The organism is Cloacibacterium normanense (assembly GCF_002943105.1).
In the GTDB taxonomy this organism is placed as follows: Bacteria; Bacteroidota; Bacteroidia; order Flavobacteriales; family Weeksellaceae; genus Cloacibacterium.
Genome location: NZ_PTPZ01000007.1, coordinates 1 through 19,222 on the forward strand (window position 1 = coordinate 1; position 19,222 = coordinate 19,222).

The 19,222-nt window shown below is 33.1% G+C and carries 13 protein-coding genes; all 13 read right to left on the reverse strand.

Going from position 1 to position 19,222, the window contains the following annotated elements; translation table 11 throughout:
* Positions 1 to 106 precede the first annotated feature (106 nt).
* Positions 107 to 2,059 carry a T9SS type A sorting domain-containing protein gene (locus tag C3729_RS13405; RefSeq protein ID WP_104794107.1) on the reverse strand — a complete coding sequence of 651 codons (1,953 nt, stop codon included), beginning with the start codon at positions 2,057 to 2,059 and terminating at the stop codon, positions 107 to 109.
* 127 nt (positions 2,060 to 2,186) lie between these two features.
* Positions 2,187 to 2,837: a DUF6048 family protein gene (locus C3729_RS10515; RefSeq protein ID WP_104794108.1), complete on the reverse strand. Its 651-nt coding sequence runs from the start codon at positions 2,835 to 2,837 to the stop codon at positions 2,187 to 2,189.
* The gene (locus C3729_RS10520; protein WP_104794109.1) at positions 2,803 to 3,276 is read right to left on the reverse strand and encodes a DUF6452 family protein; all 474 of its coding nucleotides are present in this window, start codon (positions 3,274 to 3,276) and stop codon (positions 2,803 to 2,805) included. Before C3729_RS10520 ends, C3729_RS10515 begins: the two co-directional genes overlap by 35 nt.
* 164 nt (positions 3,277 to 3,440) lie before the next feature.
* A complete protein-coding gene (locus C3729_RS10525; protein ID WP_104794110.1) occupies positions 3,441 to 5,960 on the reverse strand; it encodes a zinc-dependent metalloprotease in 2,520 nt (839 codons plus the stop codon).
* An 86-nt stretch (positions 5,961 to 6,046) separates the two neighbouring features.
* Positions 6,047 to 7,456 (reverse strand): 23S rRNA (uracil(1939)-C(5))-methyltransferase RlmD, encoded by a 1,410-nt coding sequence (gene rlmD / locus C3729_RS10530; protein ID WP_104794111.1) that lies wholly within the window; start codon positions 7,454 to 7,456, stop codon positions 6,047 to 6,049.
* 117 nt (positions 7,457 to 7,573) lie between these two features.
* On the reverse strand, positions 7,574 to 9,085 hold the full coding sequence (locus C3729_RS10535; RefSeq protein WP_104794112.1) for a TlpA family protein disulfide reductase: 1,512 nt from the start codon (positions 9,083 to 9,085) through the stop codon (positions 7,574 to 7,576).
* 147 nt (positions 9,086 to 9,232) lie between these two features.
* Entirely contained in the window at positions 9,233 to 10,003 is a 771-nt protein-coding gene (locus tag C3729_RS10540) for a succinate dehydrogenase/fumarate reductase iron-sulfur subunit (RefSeq protein ID WP_069800736.1), read from the reverse strand.
* 22 nt (positions 10,004 to 10,025) lie between these two features.
* Positions 10,026 to 12,038 carry a fumarate reductase/succinate dehydrogenase flavoprotein subunit gene (locus tag C3729_RS10545; protein ID WP_104794113.1) on the reverse strand — a complete coding sequence of 671 codons (2,013 nt, stop codon included), beginning with the start codon at positions 12,036 to 12,038 and terminating at the stop codon, positions 10,026 to 10,028.
* Positions 12,039 to 12,051: 13 nt separating this feature from the next.
* The gene (locus C3729_RS10550; RefSeq protein WP_104794114.1) at positions 12,052 to 12,714 is read right to left on the reverse strand and encodes a succinate dehydrogenase cytochrome b subunit; all 663 of its coding nucleotides are present in this window, start codon (positions 12,712 to 12,714) and stop codon (positions 12,052 to 12,054) included.
* 101 nt (positions 12,715 to 12,815) lie between these two features.
* Positions 12,816 to 14,594, reverse strand: a complete 1,779-nt coding sequence (locus C3729_RS10555) for a ComEC/Rec2 family competence protein (protein ID WP_104794115.1) — start codon at positions 14,592 to 14,594, stop codon at positions 12,816 to 12,818.
* 115 nt (positions 14,595 to 14,709) lie between these two features.
* On the reverse strand, positions 14,710 to 17,415 hold the full coding sequence (locus C3729_RS10560; RefSeq protein WP_104794116.1) for a phosphoenolpyruvate carboxylase: 2,706 nt from the start codon (positions 17,413 to 17,415) through the stop codon (positions 14,710 to 14,712).
* Between the two features lie 140 nt (positions 17,416 to 17,555).
* The gene (locus C3729_RS10565; RefSeq protein ID WP_104794117.1) at positions 17,556 to 18,023 is read right to left on the reverse strand and encodes a DUF1569 domain-containing protein; all 468 of its coding nucleotides are present in this window, start codon (positions 18,021 to 18,023) and stop codon (positions 17,556 to 17,558) included.
* Entirely contained in the window at positions 18,020 to 19,126 is a 1,107-nt protein-coding gene (gene lpxB, locus C3729_RS10570; protein WP_104794118.1) for a lipid-A-disaccharide synthase, read from the reverse strand. Before lpxB ends, C3729_RS10565 begins: the two co-directional genes overlap by 4 nt.
* Between the last annotated feature and the right edge of the window lie 96 nt (positions 19,127 to 19,222).

Below are 19,222 nucleotides of genomic sequence, written 5' to 3' on the forward strand. Positions count from 1 at the left end.
AACCTATAAAAACAAAAACCAAAGCAAAAACGTTTTTGCTTTGGTTTAATTATTTATTTTTGCCCTATAATCTGTATCGGTTTTTTAGGACTAGTCACATGGAAGATTATTTTTTGATAAATTTCATCTTAGAAGTTGCTCCTTTTTCAGAAACTTCGATGAAATAGACTCCTTTTGCAAGAGTAGCTACATTGACTTTATTATTGGTCACTTTTCCTTTTGAAATAAATTGACCTGCAACGTTAAAGATGGTAAAAGTAGCATTATTAGATACTTTTGTAATATTTAAAACATCATTTACAGGATTAGGGAAAATTTCAACATTCCCTTTTTTTACATCTTCTGCCGCTAATAATGTTCCTAGAGAGAAGGTATAAGAATCATAATAACCATTAAAACTTGTTTGGTTAATCATTACTGTTCCTGAGCTTGTGCTGAGTTTATAATATCCCGAACCAGCATCACAGCAAATACCATCTCCATATAAGTCTCGAATTATAAATGAATAGCAGTCATTATTTGCTAAATTAAAAGTAAAAGTCTTTAATGCTGGAGGTGTGGCTGTATCTGTATATGGGCCTCCATGGTATAAGACATCTCCATTTGCATTAATGAGTTCCCAAGTAGTTTCAGTACCATAAATATCTAATTTTAAATCTAATTTTACTGTAGTAGTAGTAAAGTTAGGAGTAGATTTTATAGTATATGAATAAGAACTTGTATTATTAGATGGTTTAGAATCTGCACCCCCATTTACAGAAGTAAGTGTAGCTGTGATAACTCCATTTCCAGAAAACATAACTGGGATAACTGCTTCTTGATTCGTTCCTAAATTTCCTGACCAGTTCTGTGTATAAGTACTTCCATTATCATTAATTGAAAGTGTTGCAGAAGTAATATTATTACTACCTCTGTTTATAATTTTAAAATTACCAACAGGTCTTCCTCCGCATAACCCACTAAATGAAGGTCTCACGGATACTTCTCCATCATTAGGTAATAAGGTTACCGCTGTTAGAGCATCAGAAGTAAGCAATTCTTTTCTTCTCACTGAATTCGTTAAAACAGTATTAAATCTATCTAATTGATTCTGAGTAAATATGTTCATACAATCATCATTTGTATAATCCATATAATTCTCAAACATTTCATCTGATGTCCCACAATCATTTGATTTAGGATGAGTAAAGCATCCATAATTAGCATCTTCATGGACTGGAGTATCTGCTACATAATCTTCTCCACAAGTATCATCTCCCCAAATATGTCTTAATCCAAGCCAGTGACCTATTTCATGAGTGGCAGTTCTACCATAACCATAAGTAGCATCTAAATTAAAACTACCATCATTATAATCTAAATTTCCAAAAAATTGGTATCCGATAATAACGCCATCTGTATTTGCCAAACCTGTGTCATCTAATCCATTTAATGTAGAACCTACTGGAAATTGTGCATACCCCAAAACTCCTTCCAAATCACCTCCAAAGTTAACTACCCAAAGATTAAGATATTTTGTAGGCTCCCAAATAGTATTTGGTTTTAAAACATTTTCAACATCGGATTCTTGCCAAAATTCTTTATCAAATGATACTCTGTCTATACCATTAGTTGGATTTCCATTAGGGTCTCTAACCGCTAAAGCAAATTCTATATTAGTATCAGCACCTACTGGGTTAGTATTATATCCCTTTGTACCTATTTTTTTTCTGTAGTCATTGTTTAAAGTTGTAATTTGAGATCTCACTTGTGCGTCACTAATATTGGTGCCCTGTCCCACAGATTCTCCTTTATTAATTACGTGCACAACTACAGGTATCGTTCTAACAGCAGTAACTTTATTTGCTCCTTTATTTCTTAAATTCAAAGATTCGTTAGACATCCAAGTTTCAAACTGACCTATAGTCGCTCTTTTGAATTTTTGTTGGATCTTTTTTTCATGCTCAGTAGATAAACATCTTATATAACCGTTCGGTGATTTTTTTACTGTTTTTTTTGTCTGAGCCGAAATGTTCATTGAAATTAATCCAGCCATCAGAAAGAATAGAATTTTCTTCATCTAATATATTTTAATTATTATTTAATTTAAAGGGAATCAAAGTTATACACTTTTATTCAATTATTTAAAATAAATTTCATTTTTTTTTAAAAAAATATAACATTATTATAATCTCAATATAAATTCCTTAAAACTGATACGCCAAATTCCAGCTAAAGCCCACATTAAATTTAGTAGAGCTTTTGCCAAAGCCCGGAACAATCATAGGCTTCATTTCTTCTTGCTTGGTAGAATAAAATAAAAATCTTGGTTGTGCATTCACATCTACATATAAATTTGATTTGAACAACTGAACTCTTGCTCCAGCAAAACCTTCTAACCAATAGGCAGACTGATTCACTGATGGAAAGGCAAGATATTGGTCGCTGCCACCAAAACCACGAATGGGAACTTTTTTGTATTCTTGACTGTAAAAACTAGCTGCTATTTTTGTACCTGCATAAAAACCATTATTATGATTTTCGGTATCGATAGAAAGCATATAATATCCTCCTAATTTTCCGAAAATTCCGTTTGCAGTAGCATCATATCCGTTTTTCTGATAAATATTTTTTTCAAAACCTACATCTACAATTGCATGAAGATTTTTCTTAATCTCAGAAGAAACATATCCTTGAAATAATTTTCTATCACTAAAAGCAGATAATCCAGCATTCAGCACATCTAATCCTACTGTAAAATTGGGTTTATATTGATATTTGGTTTTTACTGAATCTTTCTCTTGAGAAAAACCCAAACAAAAACTAAAAAACAAGATAAAGGTGAGCTTTGTTTTCATTGATTATTTGATTTTGATTGAGTTCTACTTTAGTCACTGGATTTGCAGTTTCTAGAGTTCCTGAAAGGTTTTGGTAAAGCCTTTTGAAACCACAAGCTGGCGAAACATATTCAGAAGTGGTATTATAATTCAGTTTTATTTTAGAAACTTTGCCATTTTTAGTTTTTCTAACATATAATTCAGTAAAACCTGCATCGTCTACCCGAATAGGAACCAATACGGAATCTATTTTAGTAGCTTCTACAACCGTTAAAATATTATTATTACCGTAATCTACATCTAAATAAAGTGACTCTAGAGTCAGCACTTTATTATCTGCACTTTTAAATTTAATTTTTAGTCGAGGTGTAGCTTCTCCGCTTACGCAAACATCGTCATCGTTTTCGCAAGAAGTGAGCAAAAAACCCAATATCAAAAAGGGAAAGATTAATTTTTTCATTTTTTTACGAGGAAATAATATTCTGAAAACGCCTATTCAACTTGAAAGTCGGTTTCAGATATTTAACTTACTATTTTGATTTTTCTTATTTTAAATTTTCAGAAAAATCTCTTTTATAAAACAAAGTTCACCATTTTCTGGAAATGATGAACTTTATTTTTCAATTATTTTACTTCTAAAGCTTTATCTATCCTGTAAACCAAATCTTCTAAATGATATTTGGTCACTGCATCTTGTGCATTTTGTGCATTTTTAGAAGCATCTGCTTTTATTTCTCTTAAAACTCCTCTGGTTAATGATTTCACATCAGAGTTATCAGAAATCGTCTCAGCATTTCTGCCTGTGCTTGGTTTACTTGCCTGAGTTCTCGCTATTAAAGTTTCTACAAAATTTTTCTGTAAATTTCTTCTATAAATATCAATTTTAGAAGAAGATTTCAACTCAGAAAATACACTATTTTTAATATCTTGAAGATAATCATACACTGCATAAGCATTAGCATCTAAAGATTCTCCTTCGTATAATTTATTCAAAACACCTTCGCTTAAAACTCTATTGAGCACTATTTTTTGAAGATTTTCTACCACTTCTACAGGCGATTTATCTATTTTGGTTAAAACAGAAGTTTTCAACAACCAATTTGGAGTGGTGAATACATTTTCTGATAAAAATTTCAAAGCTTCTTTTTGCTCTGATTTAGAAACCAATTCGTAGATAGCTCCTTTTTGTTCTACCATTTTCGGTGTTTCTTTTACGCCACCGATGTATTTAGAAACATGACCTAAATATCTAGTAAACTGACCAGAAACTTGAGTAAATCTATTATTAAGACTGCTGTAATCTTCATTTGGTTTTGTACTCCACGCTTCTATGTTTTCCATGATTCGCTGAAGATTTTTCACTCCATATTTTCCAGCAATCATAGGATTATCTCCTACTTGTTCGCTCTGCGAACGCGGATCATAAGGATTGGTTTCTGTACCGAACCAAAGTCTAGGATTTTGTAATTTTTCCATCACCCATTTATTCAGATGAGCTTTTTCTTTTTCTGGAGAATTATAGTTGTAAAATCTTCTGTAACCCCATTCTATTGCCCAGTCATCATAGTCACCAATTCTTGGCATTAATCCAGCTTCGCCTACATTATCTTCTGGTTGTGCTACATAGTTAAATCTCGCATAATCCATGATTGAAGGAGTGTGTCCATTGGCTTTTAACCAAGCTTTATTTCTAAGATTTTCTACAGGAACCGTAGAACTAGACCCGAAATTATGTCTCAAACCAAGGGTATGACCTACTTCGTGTGAAGAAACAAATCTGATTAATTGTCCCATTAATTCATCATCAAAATCTACTTTTCTAGCTCTAGGATCATTTGGTGAAGCTTGCACGAAATACCAATCGTTCAACAATTTCATCACATTGTGATACCAATTGATGTGACTTTCCAAAATTTCTCCAGTTCTAGGATCTGCAATTGAAGGACCAGAAGCATTGGGAACATCTGAAGGTTTATAAACGATAGCCGAAAATCTTGCATCTTCTAAACTCCATTCTGGATCTTCTTTTGCATTCGGAACTTTTGCATAAATAGCGTTTTTGAAACCTGCTTTTTCGAAAGCTTTTTGCCAATCATTTACCCCTTGAATTAAATATGGAATCCATTTTTTTGGAGTTAACGGGTCTATATAAAACACAATTGGTTTCTCTGGCTCTACCAATTCGCCTCTTTTATATTTTTCTAAATCTTTTGCTTTTGGTTCAAGTCTCCATCTTTTTACCAAAGAAACTCTTTCTACGCCTTGAGGATTTTCATCAAAATCAGTATAACCTACTGTAAAATAACCTACTCTAGGATCGAAATACCTTGCCTGCATTTTATTTTCTGGCAAAAGAATAATAGAAGAATTCACTTCTACAGTATAATTTCCGCTCACTTCAGGTTTTGGAGCACCTGGAATTGGCGAAGCTTCTCCTGCACTTCTGTTGTAGGTTTTAGTCGTATTAATTTCTATATTGGTAGGGAAAGATTTCACGAAATTGACAAAAGATTTATCTTTTTGAAAAGCTCCTACTCTAAATCCTTTCTTGAAACGAGTATCAAAAGAAACTATATCATTATCTGCATTGATAAAATCTGTAACATCTATCACGGTAGAGTTTTTTTCTTTACCGAAAGCTTTAATGTCAAAAGCTTGTTCTATAGCATTTACGTTATTTCTCATCACTGTTTTATACATTGCAGAGGTAGAATCTTTAGCATAATCTACATAAGAAATAGAGCGCAAAAACACTTTATCATTTGGTCCTTTCTCGAAACTGATAACGTTTTGACTGATTTGATCTCCTGCATAACCTACTGTTCCCATTCTCATTTCGGCGCCAGCTTTGGTCAATCTGGTGACTACCAAAAATTCTTTTTTCAGTGCTTTATCCGGAATTTCGAAATAATATTTGTCTTCTACTTTGTGAACGGTAATAATTCCTTCATCGCTAACTGCTTTGTTGGTAATTACTTTCTCGAAAGGTTGAATTTTTTCTGGTTTTTTGTCTTTTGGTTTTGCAGTGTTTACAGTGTCTTTTTTAGCTTTTACATCTACTTTTACACTGTCTTTCTGTTGAGAAAATGCGCTCGCTGACATCATTAATGACAATGCGCAAAACAAATTCAGTACATTTTTCATTCGATATTTTAAATTTTTATTTGGTTAAAAATACCTCAACTATAAGATAAAAAAATTGAGGATTCTGTTTCGAACCCCCAATTTAGTTATTTTTTTATTAATAGCGCTATATTTTCTACATGATGTGTCTGCGGAAACATATCTACTGGCAAAATCTTCACCAAATCATAATGTTCCTTCATCAGTGCTAAATCTCTGGCTTGAGTAGCAGAATTACAGCTAACATAGACAATTTTTGGCGGAGCTAATTTCAGAATTTGTTCTACCACTTTTTGGTGCATTCCGTCTCTTGGTGGGTCGGTAACCAAAACATTTGGTTTTGGATGATTGGCTAAAAACTCTTCTGTGAAAACGTCTTTCATATCGCCACAATAAAACTCGCAATTCTCTAAACCATTAAGTTTAGCATGTTCTTTTGCAGCATCAATAGCTTCTTGAACCGATTCTATCCCGATTACGTATTTTGCTTTTTGGGCAATATATTGTGCAATCGTTCCTGTCCCTGTATACAAATCATAAACCACATCATTTTCAGAAATTTCTGCAAATTCCAATGTTTTTCTGTACAAATTCAGTGCTTGCTTATAATTGGTTTGGAAGAAAGATTTTGGTCCGATTTTAAATTTCAGCCCATCCATTTCTTCATAAATGAAACCTTCGCCGAAATAAGTCTGCACATCTAAATCATAAATAGAATCATTCTGTTTCGGATTGATGGCAAAAACCAAAGTTTTAATCTGTGGGAATTTTTCTAAAATATAATCGAATAATTGTTCTCTGTTTTCTTTTTCTTCTCTGTACAATTGGAATAAAACCATCCATTCTCCTTGAGAGTTTTGACGAAGCATTAAAGTTCTCAAAAAGCCTTCTTGATTTCTTACATCAAAAAAATCTAGACCATTTTCGATGGCGTAATTTCTTACAGCTAATCTTAAATCATTAGATGGCGCTTCTTGAAGGAAGCATTCTTGTAAATCTAAAATCTTACTCCACATTCCTGGAATATGGAATCCTAAAGCATCTTTATTCCCGAAATTTTCTTCGGAACTGATTTCGTATTGAGTAAGCCAACGAGCGTTAGAAAAAGAAAACTCCATTTTATTTCTGTAGAAATATTCTTGCTCTGAACCGAGAATTGGCAAGGTTTCAAAATTTTCGATTCCGCCAATTCGTTTGATATTGTTATAAACTTCTTCTTGCTTGAAATCGAGTTGTTTTTGGTAAGAAAGGTTCTGCCATTTGCAACCACCACAAACTCCGAAATGAGTACATTTCGGCTCAACTCTGTAAGGTGATTTTTCTAAAATCTCTATGGCTTCTGCTTCGAAGTATTTAGATTTAGATTTTTTCACTCTGGCATTTACTACATCACCCGGAACCGCACCAGAAATTAAAACTGTTTTCCCTTCTTCAGTTTTTCCTACGGCTACACCTTTTGCACCAGCAGTAATTAATTTAATATTTTCTAAAATAATGTTTTTCTTTTTCTTACTCATAACGATGCAAAATTAATGTTTTAAAACTAATTTTCAGACTGTTTATTGATTTTCATAAATTTTGAAAAAATAAAAAGCGGACTAAAGTCCGCTTTTTGATATGATATTTTATCTTTTTTAGTGACCGTGACCATCATTTGCAGAATGTTGTTCTGTAGCTGAAGGTGCTGTCATTAAATCTGGTGCTTGAGGAACAGCAGTTGGAGCTTGTAAACCAGAAGCTTTGTTCAATCCATCTACTAAAGCTGGGTCTGCGATATTTAAGTAAGTTTTACTAGAAATTTTACCGTCTTTATCAATGATGATGAAACTTGGCATTTTAAATCCGTAAACAGCAAATTTCTTAGCAATTTCAGATTTCATACCACCAGTTGCATAATAATTGTTCCCTTGAATTCCTGTGAACATCGCTTTAGAAGTTTTCACGAATTGGTCTTGAGTATCATCTAAGTTAATGAAAGCAAAATTCATTTTTGAACCATAGAATTTCACCATTTCTTTAAGAACAGGCATTGTGCTTTCTGTGATGTAAGGATTCCAAGAAGCGTAGAACACTAATGCTGTAGGTTTTCCTTTAAGATCTGCTAAAGTTATTTTACTGCCATCTTGTTTTACTAAACTTAAACCAGAAACATCTGTTCCTTGCTCAATTCCGTAAATAGCTTCTTCTAAATTTTTCAACTCAGATTTGATTGCTGAATTTTTGATTTTAGTATCTAAAAATTTGAAAACTTCTTGTAATTTAGGATTAGCAGGTTCTCTTAAATCATATTGAGCAGCTACCGCAGCAAGAAGATATTCTTTAGTTTTGTCTGAAACATCTTTTTGGGTGTCTAAGAATTTAGAGAACATTTGCACATTAGAAGTCGGAGCAGCATTCTTTTGTCCTTCGAAGAATTTTTGGAAACCTGCACTTAATTTACTGATAACGTAGTTTCTGTAATTAGGCATATCTTCTACATAACTTTCGTTTTCTAGACCTTTTTGGAATTCTAACAATTTAGCTCCTGCTTTGTATTTTGGGTCATTGGTAGCTGGACCATGCATACTTTCGTATTGAGAAGAAATCATCAATAAAGTTACATCTAGTTCTCTTTTATTGAATTTTTCTACATCGCTGTCTGGTTTTTTCACCTTAGCGATTTCGTCCATTTTTTTGGTAATATCACCTTTATATTTTTCTAATTCTTTTAGGAAATCTTCTTCTTTTTTAGAAATAACAGATTGGTCTAATTTAGACATGTATTGGTTAATGAACTGTTGAGATTCCATTAAGTATTCTGTATTTCCTTTAGCATCACCAGTAATTTTCATTCCTTGAGGGAAAAGCATCGCTTCAAAATCAAGATTTACTTGATCACCACCTTTTAGATAAAGAAAACCTGTGTTCCCGCCATAAGTAATAACATAAACTCCATCTCTAGGAATTTCTATGGTTTCTGAGAAATTTCCTTTGGCATCTACACCAAAATTAGCAAGCGGTAAAGTTGCAATTCCTGAAGCATCAATGATTTCTAATCTTTCTAATGGTGAGCCATTAGTCACTTTACCATTTATGGTTACTTTGCCACCTTTAGAACATGATAGCAATAAAATGGAGAATAAGAATAATAAAAAATATTTTTTCATTTCTTTAAAAAAGTTGTTTTTGTTTTTAATCACGCAAAAATATACTTTTAGTTTTATTTGCAGAAAAAAACTTTGTGTTTTGGGAAAGTTTTAACGAAAAATCACCTCAAAGAAAGAGGTGATTTTCAAATTATTTCATTGATAAGGTTAATCTACTGTAGTAAATTGAGCTGCAAGAAATTCTCTGTTCATTCTAGCGATGTTTTCTAGAGAAATTCCTTTAGGACATTCTACTTCGCAAGCACCTGTGTTAGAACAGTTACCGAAGCCTTCTTCGTCCATTTGTTTTACCATGTTTAGTACTCTTCGCTTCGCTTCTACTCTACCTTGTGGTAAAAGAGCAAACTGAGAAACTTTAGCACCTACAAATAGCATAGCAGAACCATTTTTACAAGTGGCTACACATGCTCCACAACCGATACAAGCTGCAGCATCCATTGCTTTATCTGCATCTTCTTTAGGAACTGGGATTGCGTTTGCATCAAGTGTATTTCCTGAAGTATTTACAGAAACAAAACCACCTGCAGCCATAATTCTGTCAAATGCGCTTCTGTCTACTACCAAGTCTTTGATTACTGGGAACGCAGCACTTCTCCAAGGTTCAATAGTGATGGTTTCGCCATCTTTGAACATTCTCATGTGCAATTGGCAAGTTGTAATTCCTGTATCTGGTCCGTGAGCTCTACCATTAATGTACAATGAACACATACCGCAGATTCCTTCTCTACAATCGTGGTCGAATGCTACTGGTTCGCTTCCGTTATTTACCAATTGTTCGTTTAGCATATCTAACATTTCAAGGAAAGAAGAATCCGTAGAAACATCTGATATTTTGTAGGTCTCGAACTGACCTTTTGATTTATTATTTTTCTGTCTCCAAATTTTCAGAGTCAGGTTTAATCCTTTTTTTGCACTCATTTTTTAAATTATTTTATGGAGATTATTTATAACTTCTCGTTTTCACTTCAATATTCTCGTACACCAATTCTTCTTTGTGCAATACTTCGGCGTTGATATCATCACCTTTGTATTCCCAAGCTGCTACATATTTGTAGTTCTCGTCATCTCTTTCTGCTTCACCTTCTGGAGTAGCGTGATCCCAACGGAAGTGTCCTCCACAAGATTCTTTTCTTTCAAGAGCATCTTTCGCCATTAATTGACCCAGTTCTAAGAAATCTGCCACTCTGAATGCTTTTTCAAGCTCTGTATTCATTCCATCTGCTTCTCCAGGAACTTTTACATTTTTCCAGAAATCGTTTCTGATTTCTTCTATTTCTTTAATTGCTTCTGCTAAACCTTCTGGAGTTCTTCCCATACCTACTTTGTTCCACATTACGTTTCCTAGTTTTTTGTGGAAGTAGTCTACAGAATGAGTTCCTTTATTGGTTAAGAAGAAGTTTACTTTATCTTTAATTTCTTTTTCAGCAGCTTCAAATTCTGAAGAATTAGTAGGAATTTGTCCTGTTCTGATGTCTGCAGAAAGATAATCTGCAATCGTGTAAGGCAATACGAAATATCCGTCTGCTAAACCTTGCATTAAAGCAGATGCACCTAATCTGTTTGCGCCGTGGTCTGAGAAATTAGCCTCACCAATTACGAAACAACCAGGAATAGTACTCATTAAGTTATAATCTACCCAAACTCCTCCCATGGTATAGTGAACTGCAGGATAAATTTTCATAGGAGTTACGTATGGATCGTCTGCTGTAATTTTTTCATACATTTGGAATAGGTTTCCGTATTTTTCTTCTACCCATTTTTTACCCAAATCGTAGATTTGTTGTTCAGAAGGATTGTGAATATTTTTCTCAGTAGCAGCTTCTCTACCTTTTTTCATAATTTCTGTAGAGAAATCTAAGAATACACCTTCTTTAGTATCATTATTTTCGATTCCGAAACCAGCATCACATCTTTCTTTAGCAGCTCTAGAAGCTACGTCTCTAGGTACTAAGTTACCGAATGCAGGATATCTTCTTTCTAAATAGTAATCTCTATCTTCTTCTTTAACATTTTCTGGTCTAAGTTTTCCTTCTCTGATTGCTTGAGCATCTTCTAATTTTTTAGGAACCCAAATTCTACCAGAGTTTCTAAGAGATTCAGACATCAGAGTCAGTTTAGACTGTTGTGTTCCGTGAACTGGAATACAAGTTGGGTGAATCTGTACGAAACATGGATTTGCGAAATACGCTCCTTTTTTGTGAATTTTCCAAGCCGCAGAAACGTTAGAACCCATCGCGTTAGTAGAAAGGAAATATACGTTTCCGTAACCACCAGAAGCAATCACTACAGCGTGAGCAGAATGTCTTTCGATTTCTCCTGTTACTAAGTTTCTTGCGATAATACCTCTAGCTTTACCATCTACCATTACTAAGTCCATCATTTCGTGACGGTTGTACATCTTAATTCTACCTTTACCAATTTGACGGCTCATTGCAGAATATGCACCTAATAGTAATTGCTGACCAGTTTGACCTTTTGCGTAGAAAGTTCTCTTCACCTGAGTTCCACCGAAAGAACGGTTATCTAACTGACCGCCGTATTCTCTACCAAAAGGAACACCTTGTGCTACACATTGGTCAATGATATTTGCAGAAACTTCTGCTAATCTGTGTACGTTAGCTTCTCTTGCTCTATAATCTCCACCTTTGATGGTGTCATAGAATAATCTGTAAACAGAGTCACCATCATTTTGATAATTTTTAGCTGCATTAATACCACCTTGAGCTGCAATAGAGTGCGCTCTTCTTGGTGAATCTTGGTAGCAAAAAGCTTTTACATTATATCCTTGCTCTGCAAGAGTTGCCGCAGCAGAACCACCAGCTAAACCAGTTCCTACTACAATAATATCTATTTTATCACGGTTATTTGGTGCAACCAAATTCATGTGTGCTTTATGATTTTTCCATTTGTCTGCTAAAGGACCTGCTGGAATTTTTGAATCTAATTTGCTCATAATATTATGTAAATTATTGAGTTACGAAATGAAATACAGCTACTACGATAAATCCTAGCGGAATTAAAACAGAATACCAAGTTCCTAAAGTGATTACACATTTTAAATATTTAGGATGTCTAGCTCCAATCGATTGGAATGATGATTGGAAACCGTGTGATAAGTGCAATCCTAATAAAACAAAAGAAACTGCGTAAAAAATCACTCTCCATAAATCTGCAAACTTAGCATGTAACTCTTCCCAATATCTTGTTTCATTGATTGATAGAGCTTCTACATACTTATAATTCATCTCATGCATCCAGAAATCATACATATGCAGTCCTAAGAAAGCTAAAATTACTGCTCCAGAAATAATCATATTTCTAGAAGACCAACTAGAATTTCCGCTGTTATTTGCTACAGCATATTTTACTGGTCTTGCGTTTTTGTTTTTCATTTCTAAAACGAAGCCCATTACAAAGTGAAAGATTACACCCGCTACTAAAACCGGCTGCATCACAAATTGTATTAAAGGATTGTATCCCATAAAATGAGACGCTGTGTTAAATGCATCTTCACTAAATATCGATAGTAAATTTACCGACAAGTGAATCAACAAAAAGACAAGCAAAAACATTGCTGAAAGCGCCATTAAAAACTTTCTACCAATTGTAGATTGAGTTAATCCTGCCATTGTTTATTTATTTTTTTGAATTTTCACAAAATTAAGAATTTGTTAACGTTTGAAACCATGACAAATGTCATGTTTTTTAGTTTATAACTATTCTAAATAAATTATTCTAGTCTATAATTTTTCTTATTTATGACTATAGCTTTTACATTTTGAGGAACAAAGACAATTTTAAAATCATTCACTCTTCTAGCAACCAAATAAGGCTCTATGATGTACTTTTTCTGCTTTTCTAAATTTTTGGAATTTTTCACAAAAAAGACTACTTTATCTTTTTCTTTAACAGAAATTATTTTTTCTTTAAAAAATTCGTGTACTAAGATTTCAGATTTAGAATTTTCATAGTAGTTAAATCCTATTCTAAGCATTAAAAATAAAATGACCAAAAATCCTACTTTGATGAGTGATTTTAAATGATGACGTATTAAAAATCTCCTCAAAAAATAAATCATACTAAAAAGAACGATGACTTCTGACCAATGCATTGGTATGTTTTTAAAGAAGAAAACATCAAGGCTTGCGAAAAAATGAATCACTTTCAAAACCAGTTGAACTCCAGAATCGTAAAGAGCATTTAACCAAGAAATTTCGAAGCCAAAACCCAACAAAATGGTCATCAATAAAGCAAAAATAATAATTACTTCAGAAAAAGGAATCACCACCAGATTCGCAATAACCGAAATCAAAGAATATTGATGAAAATAATAAATAACCAATGGTAAAGTCACCAATTGCGCAGCAATACTAATCGAAATTACATTCACAAAAAAATTCTGAACATTATTTTTAGGCTTTGGTAAATATTTCAAAATCGGTTCATTGAGCCAAAAAATTCCAAAAACAGCAATAAAACTCAATTGAAATCCTACATCAAAAAGTTGGTTCGTGTCAAAAATCAAAATCGCTAAACCAGAAATCGCCATTGCATGTAACAAATCTGGTTTCCGTTGCAATAAAACATAGAAATAATACGCAGAAATCATAATACACGAACGAATCACAGAACTTCCAAAATCTATAAAAACTGCAAATAACCAAATGAATATCAAAGAAATTACAATCGGTAAATTTCTAAAATTTGCAGGAAAAATTGGTTTCAAAAGCAACAAAATCAACCAAAAAATAATCGCCATGTGCGAACCTGAAATCGCTAAAATATGCACCAAACCAGATTTGCTAAAATCTTCCACGGTTTCTCGGTCCATTTCTGTACGATCTGCCAGAATGATTCCTTTGGTAAATTCTTTAGATTTTTCAGAAAGTTTTGCTTGGTCGATATTTTGCAAAATTTCTAAGCGTTTTTGTTTAATTTTTTCGGAAAAAGTAAGGTTTTCTTTCTCCGCAACTTGAAAAGAATTAGGAGCATATCCTTGAAAATAAATCTGCTTTCTGGCCAAATATTTTTGATAATCAAATCCAAAATCCTGCGCATTCGCTTTTACTTTGTTGAGATAAATTTCGGCTTTATAAAAATGTTTGAAATCCAGTTCCTTTTCTTCTTTTGGAACCGACAAAACCAAACCTAAATGGTTTATTTCGTCGTTAACTTTCAAAATTTTGACTTCGTAACGTTTATTTTTCTCGTTGGAATTCAGCTTTTTATCCAAAGTAAAAACCACTTCCGACGAACTAGGAAAATGTGGAAGAACTTGTTCTTTATTATGGAGTTCATGTGCGAAATCGCCTAATCCCAAAAAGAAAATTGCCAATACATATTCTTTGATTTTGAAGAAAAAATGAATTTTTAAAAAGCTAAAAACTAAAAACAGGAAGCTAAAACTCAAAAACACTTTGACTAAAGCAGTTGACAAACTCAACTTTTCGGAAATAAGAATCCCGAAAATGAAACAAATCCACAAAATCAAAAGTGGTTGCTTGTTCATGCAATTTGGTTATTAGTTTAATCAAATATAAAAATTTATTGAACTCACGAGTTCTTTTTCTCCATTTTTAAACAAAAAAATTCCTTAAACGTTACATTTAAGGAATTTTATACTCTTATCCAGTATTTTTCAAACCACTAGAAATAGCATTGATTAAACTTAATAATTTATTGAGAATTTTGTCTTTTTCTAGTTTATTTTCGTCATCTAAATTTCTCCATTGTTGAAGATAATGAAGGTGTAAATGGTGTAAAACATCTAGTTTTTGGTTTCTCCATTTCAAGTTATCATATTGTCCGCTTCTTCTTTCCAGAGCCGCTTCTCCGAACAATTCTTCTATCAGCTGAACTCCATTTTGATGGTCGGTAAGAAATTTATTCATCAATAGGTTTCTTTCTTCTTCATTTTGGTCTAATTCTGCATATTTTTTCATAATTTCTAGATTAGACAAAATAAGATTGGTCTCGGTCTGAATCATTAAAAATTTGAAGAAATTCCAATTTTGAGCTGCTTCTTTTAACTGTTGATATTCTTGTGGTTTTTCTGATTTCAAAATTTTGAGCGCTTCACCTAATCCGTACCAACCTGTGAGTGCAATACGAGAAAGATTCCAGCTGAAAACCCAAGGAATCGCGCGTAAATCCTGCAATGTTCTGGTTCCCGTTCTTCTGGCTGGTCTAGAACCTATTTTGCTTTTCTCTAAAACATCTATGCACGTTGCTTTTCCATAAAAATTGATAAATCCTGGAGTTTCTATTAAATTTCTATAATGTTCAAAGGATTTTTGAGCCAGAAATTCCATAGATTCAAATGGATATTGTGGTTTTTCGGTTTTGTATTTATTTTGAATAATATGTCTTGCTGTTCCAGACGAAAGTGCATTGAGATTATATTTCGCCGTCATAGGATTTCCGAAAAGTTGCGCTACAGATTCTCCTTGAACTGTGATTTTCACGGTTCCAAAAACGGCTTGTTCTGGCATACTTTCTAAGAAACGATGATATTTACCACCACCTCTACTGATGGTTCCACCAGTTCCGTGGAAGAAATAGATTTCGGTATTATGTTTCTTACCAATTTCTGACAAAGCAATTTCTGCTTTATGAAGATTCCACTTACTTGCAATTGTTCCACCATCTTTATTACTGTCACTATAACCTAGCATTACTTCTTGTTTCCCATCTAAATTTTTAGCTCTGCTAATTGTGATAGGATGTTGCAAGAATTTTTCTAAAATTTCTGAACCATTTTGTAAATCTTCGATAGTTTCTAAAAGCGGAACCACTCTTATCTTGGTGTTAAGAAGTTGAGTTTCTCTCATTAATAAATAAACCACCAATAAATCACTTAAATTTCTGGTCATACTTACAATGAAAGAACCTATTCCCTCTGCTCCATACTGACTGATATGTTGACGAATGACTCTATAACAATCTAAAACATTATCTGCTTCTGGACCGTAAGAAATGGTAACGTCTGTAATAAAAGCATTGCTGCTCAAGACTTGGTTCAGGTAATTTACTCTTTTTTCTTCTTCCCAATTTTCGAAATCATAATCTGTTTCACCGCTGGCTTTAAGAATCTGCGAAATAGCTTTATCATGGAAAGCGCTATTTTGTCTAATATCTAATTTAGCCAAATGAAATCCGAAACATTGAACCGCTCTTTCTACCGAGAATAATAAATCCTCGGCAATGCTTTGGAAACCATTTTGTACCAAAACTTCTCTCAGATTTTTTAAATCTTCTTGAAGCGCTTTGCTAGATTTATAATAGGTTTTAGAATCTTCAAAATTTTCTGTTATGGTATTTTCTAATTGACAAATCATAAGATTTACGAATTGTCTCCACGGTTCATAATGATTTCTTTCAACTGCTTTTTTGCCCATTTCACCTAATGCAGAAACTTTCTCCTGAATCATTTCAGAAAGCTGAAAAGGAACAGGATTAGACACCGCCGAAATAGAAATTTTCTTAGCCAAATGAATTAAATCTTCTTTAATCAATGTTAATGCGGCTTTTCGATGAAGCAAAAGTGTTTCCTTAGTCACTGCAGGTGTTACAAAAGGATGACCATCTCTGTCACCACCAACCCAACTTCCAAAATTAATTTTCGGGAAATAATCTGGATTTTTAATTTTCTGAGGATTAAGCCCTAACTCAATCCAAGAATTGATGATTTCTTGGTCACTTTTCACTAAAACGTTGGGGAAAATCTTGGTAAGATAATATAAAACATTTGCTCTTTCGTCTGTAATATCTGGCTTTTCCAGGTAAATTTCGCCTGTTCTCCACCATCTTTCTAGAAGTTGAATAATTTTTTCTTTAATCTCATTTTGCTCTAATTTACTGAGAGAAGTATTCTCTTTTTTCACCAAAAGCAAGTACAATTCTCTATGCAATTCTATAACCGTAACTCTTTTTGCTTCAGTAGGATGCGCAGTAAGAACAGGAATAACATGAGTAGCAGAAACTGCATTCAGCATATCTTCTTCTGTCACATTGGAATTTTTCCAAAAATGGAATGCTTCTCCCCATGAACCACGAATTGCGGTGATTTTTTCTTGGTCTTCTAATCTTCTTCTATATTGTGTAGCTCCGTTTTCTTCTACCAATGTCATCAATTGAAAATAGATACTTAATGATTGTATAATTTTCTCACTAGACAATTCATTTTCTTCGAACTTCTTCCCTTCTTCTGTATTGTTGATTAAATCTACTAGTTCCTTTTCATTAATTCTAGACAACATTTCTGTATAGCAATCAATGATGAATGTACGGTCCGTAGAAATTTTCTGATAATCCTTTTCGTTAAAAGCCATAATTCTTAATTTTTAACAAATTTACGCAATGAAATTGATTAAAACATGAAGAAACCACTCTGAAACTTATCCCTTCAAAATAAAAAAAGAGCAACCTCTTGTTACTCTTTTATTTGTAATTTATTCTTCATTAAAATTCTCTAATGAGATTTAGCCAATATGTCTCTTGCAATTTTAAGATGATACTGAGTATGAATTTTTAAAAATTTTAAAGTTTGTTTTACATCTAAATGTCCGAAATAAGGATGTTCTATATAAGATTGAGAAGGGAGATTTTTAATCATTTGCAAATTTTCTCTAACGGAATTTAGATAATTATCTATATTTTCTAGAAAGTTTTCACTTGTAGGAATAGTGAATTTCGGAGCTTTTCCTTTTTTTCTAGGTATATATCCCGAAGTCATGACCATAAATTTAGCCCAAGAAAATTTAGGTTGATATTTTTCTGGATGAGAAGCAGGCAAACCTTCCAAAATTCTAGAAATCACCAAAAGCGAGTGTTCTAAATGCCAACCAATACTCGCTTCTGAAATTTCAGGAGCATTTTTATGGGAAAATTGTTTTAAATTTTCTATTTCTTCGAGTTGTACAATTATTTTTTTCATCATAGATTAACAATAATTTCTGCAGCGTGATTACTTGCTCCTTTTCCACCTAATTTTTCTCTGAGAAGTTCATAATCCTGAAGCATTTTGTCACGTTTTGGCCCTTCCAGAATTTTTTGAAGTTCATCAACTAAATTTTCCGTATTGAGTTGATTTTGAATCAATTCCTTCACCACTTCTTTGTCCATAATCAAATTCACGAGTGATATAAATTTGATATTTTTCACCACACGTTTACCAATTTCGTAAGAAATTTTACTGGTTCGGTAACACACAATTTCTGGAACATTCAGCAACGCTGTTTCTAGAGTTGCCGTTCCCGAAGTCACCAAAGCTGCTATAGAACATCTCAATAAATCATAGGTTTTATTGGAAACAAAATGCACATCATCATCTACAAATTTTTGGTAAAATTCTTTAGGTAAACTTGGTGCTCCTGCAATTACAAACTGATAATTTTTAAAAGAATCTCTAACCGAAAGCATCAAAGCGAGCATTTTTTCTACTTCCTGCTCTCGAGAACCGGGTAAAAGGGCAATAATTTCTTTTTCATTTAAACCATTTTCCTTTTTGAAATTTTCAACAGAAATTTCTGGCAAATCAGAAATCGCATCGAGTAAAGGATGACCTACAAAATGCGCATCTACTTGATGTTTTTTATAAAAATCTTTCTCGAAAGGAAGAATCACCAGCATTTCATCTACATATTTTTTGATGGTTTCTACTCTGCCTTCTTTCCAAGCCCATAATTGTGGAGAAATATAGTAAACTACTTTTATTCCAAGATTTTTTGCAAACTCTGCAATCCTTAAATTAAAACCTGGATAATCTACCAAAACCAAGACATCTGGTTGATAATTCTTAACATCTTCTTTGCAAAGTTTTATATTTTTCAAAATCGTTCTAAGGTTCATCGCCACTTCCAAGAAGCCCATAAAAGCGAGTTCTTTATAGTGTTTTACGGGTTTTTCACCAGCAACTTTCGCCATTAAATCTCCTCCCCAAAATCTGAATTCTGCATTTTGGTCTTTCTGTAAAATGGCTTTCATTAAATTAGAAGCGTGTAAGTCTCCTGATGCTTCTCCTGCGATGATATAGTATTTCAAGATTTTAGATTTTTTAGATTTTAGATTTTAGATTTTCAGATGGACTAAAAATTTTTATTCTAAAAATTTGACTTAATTTTGTTCAAAGATAATAAT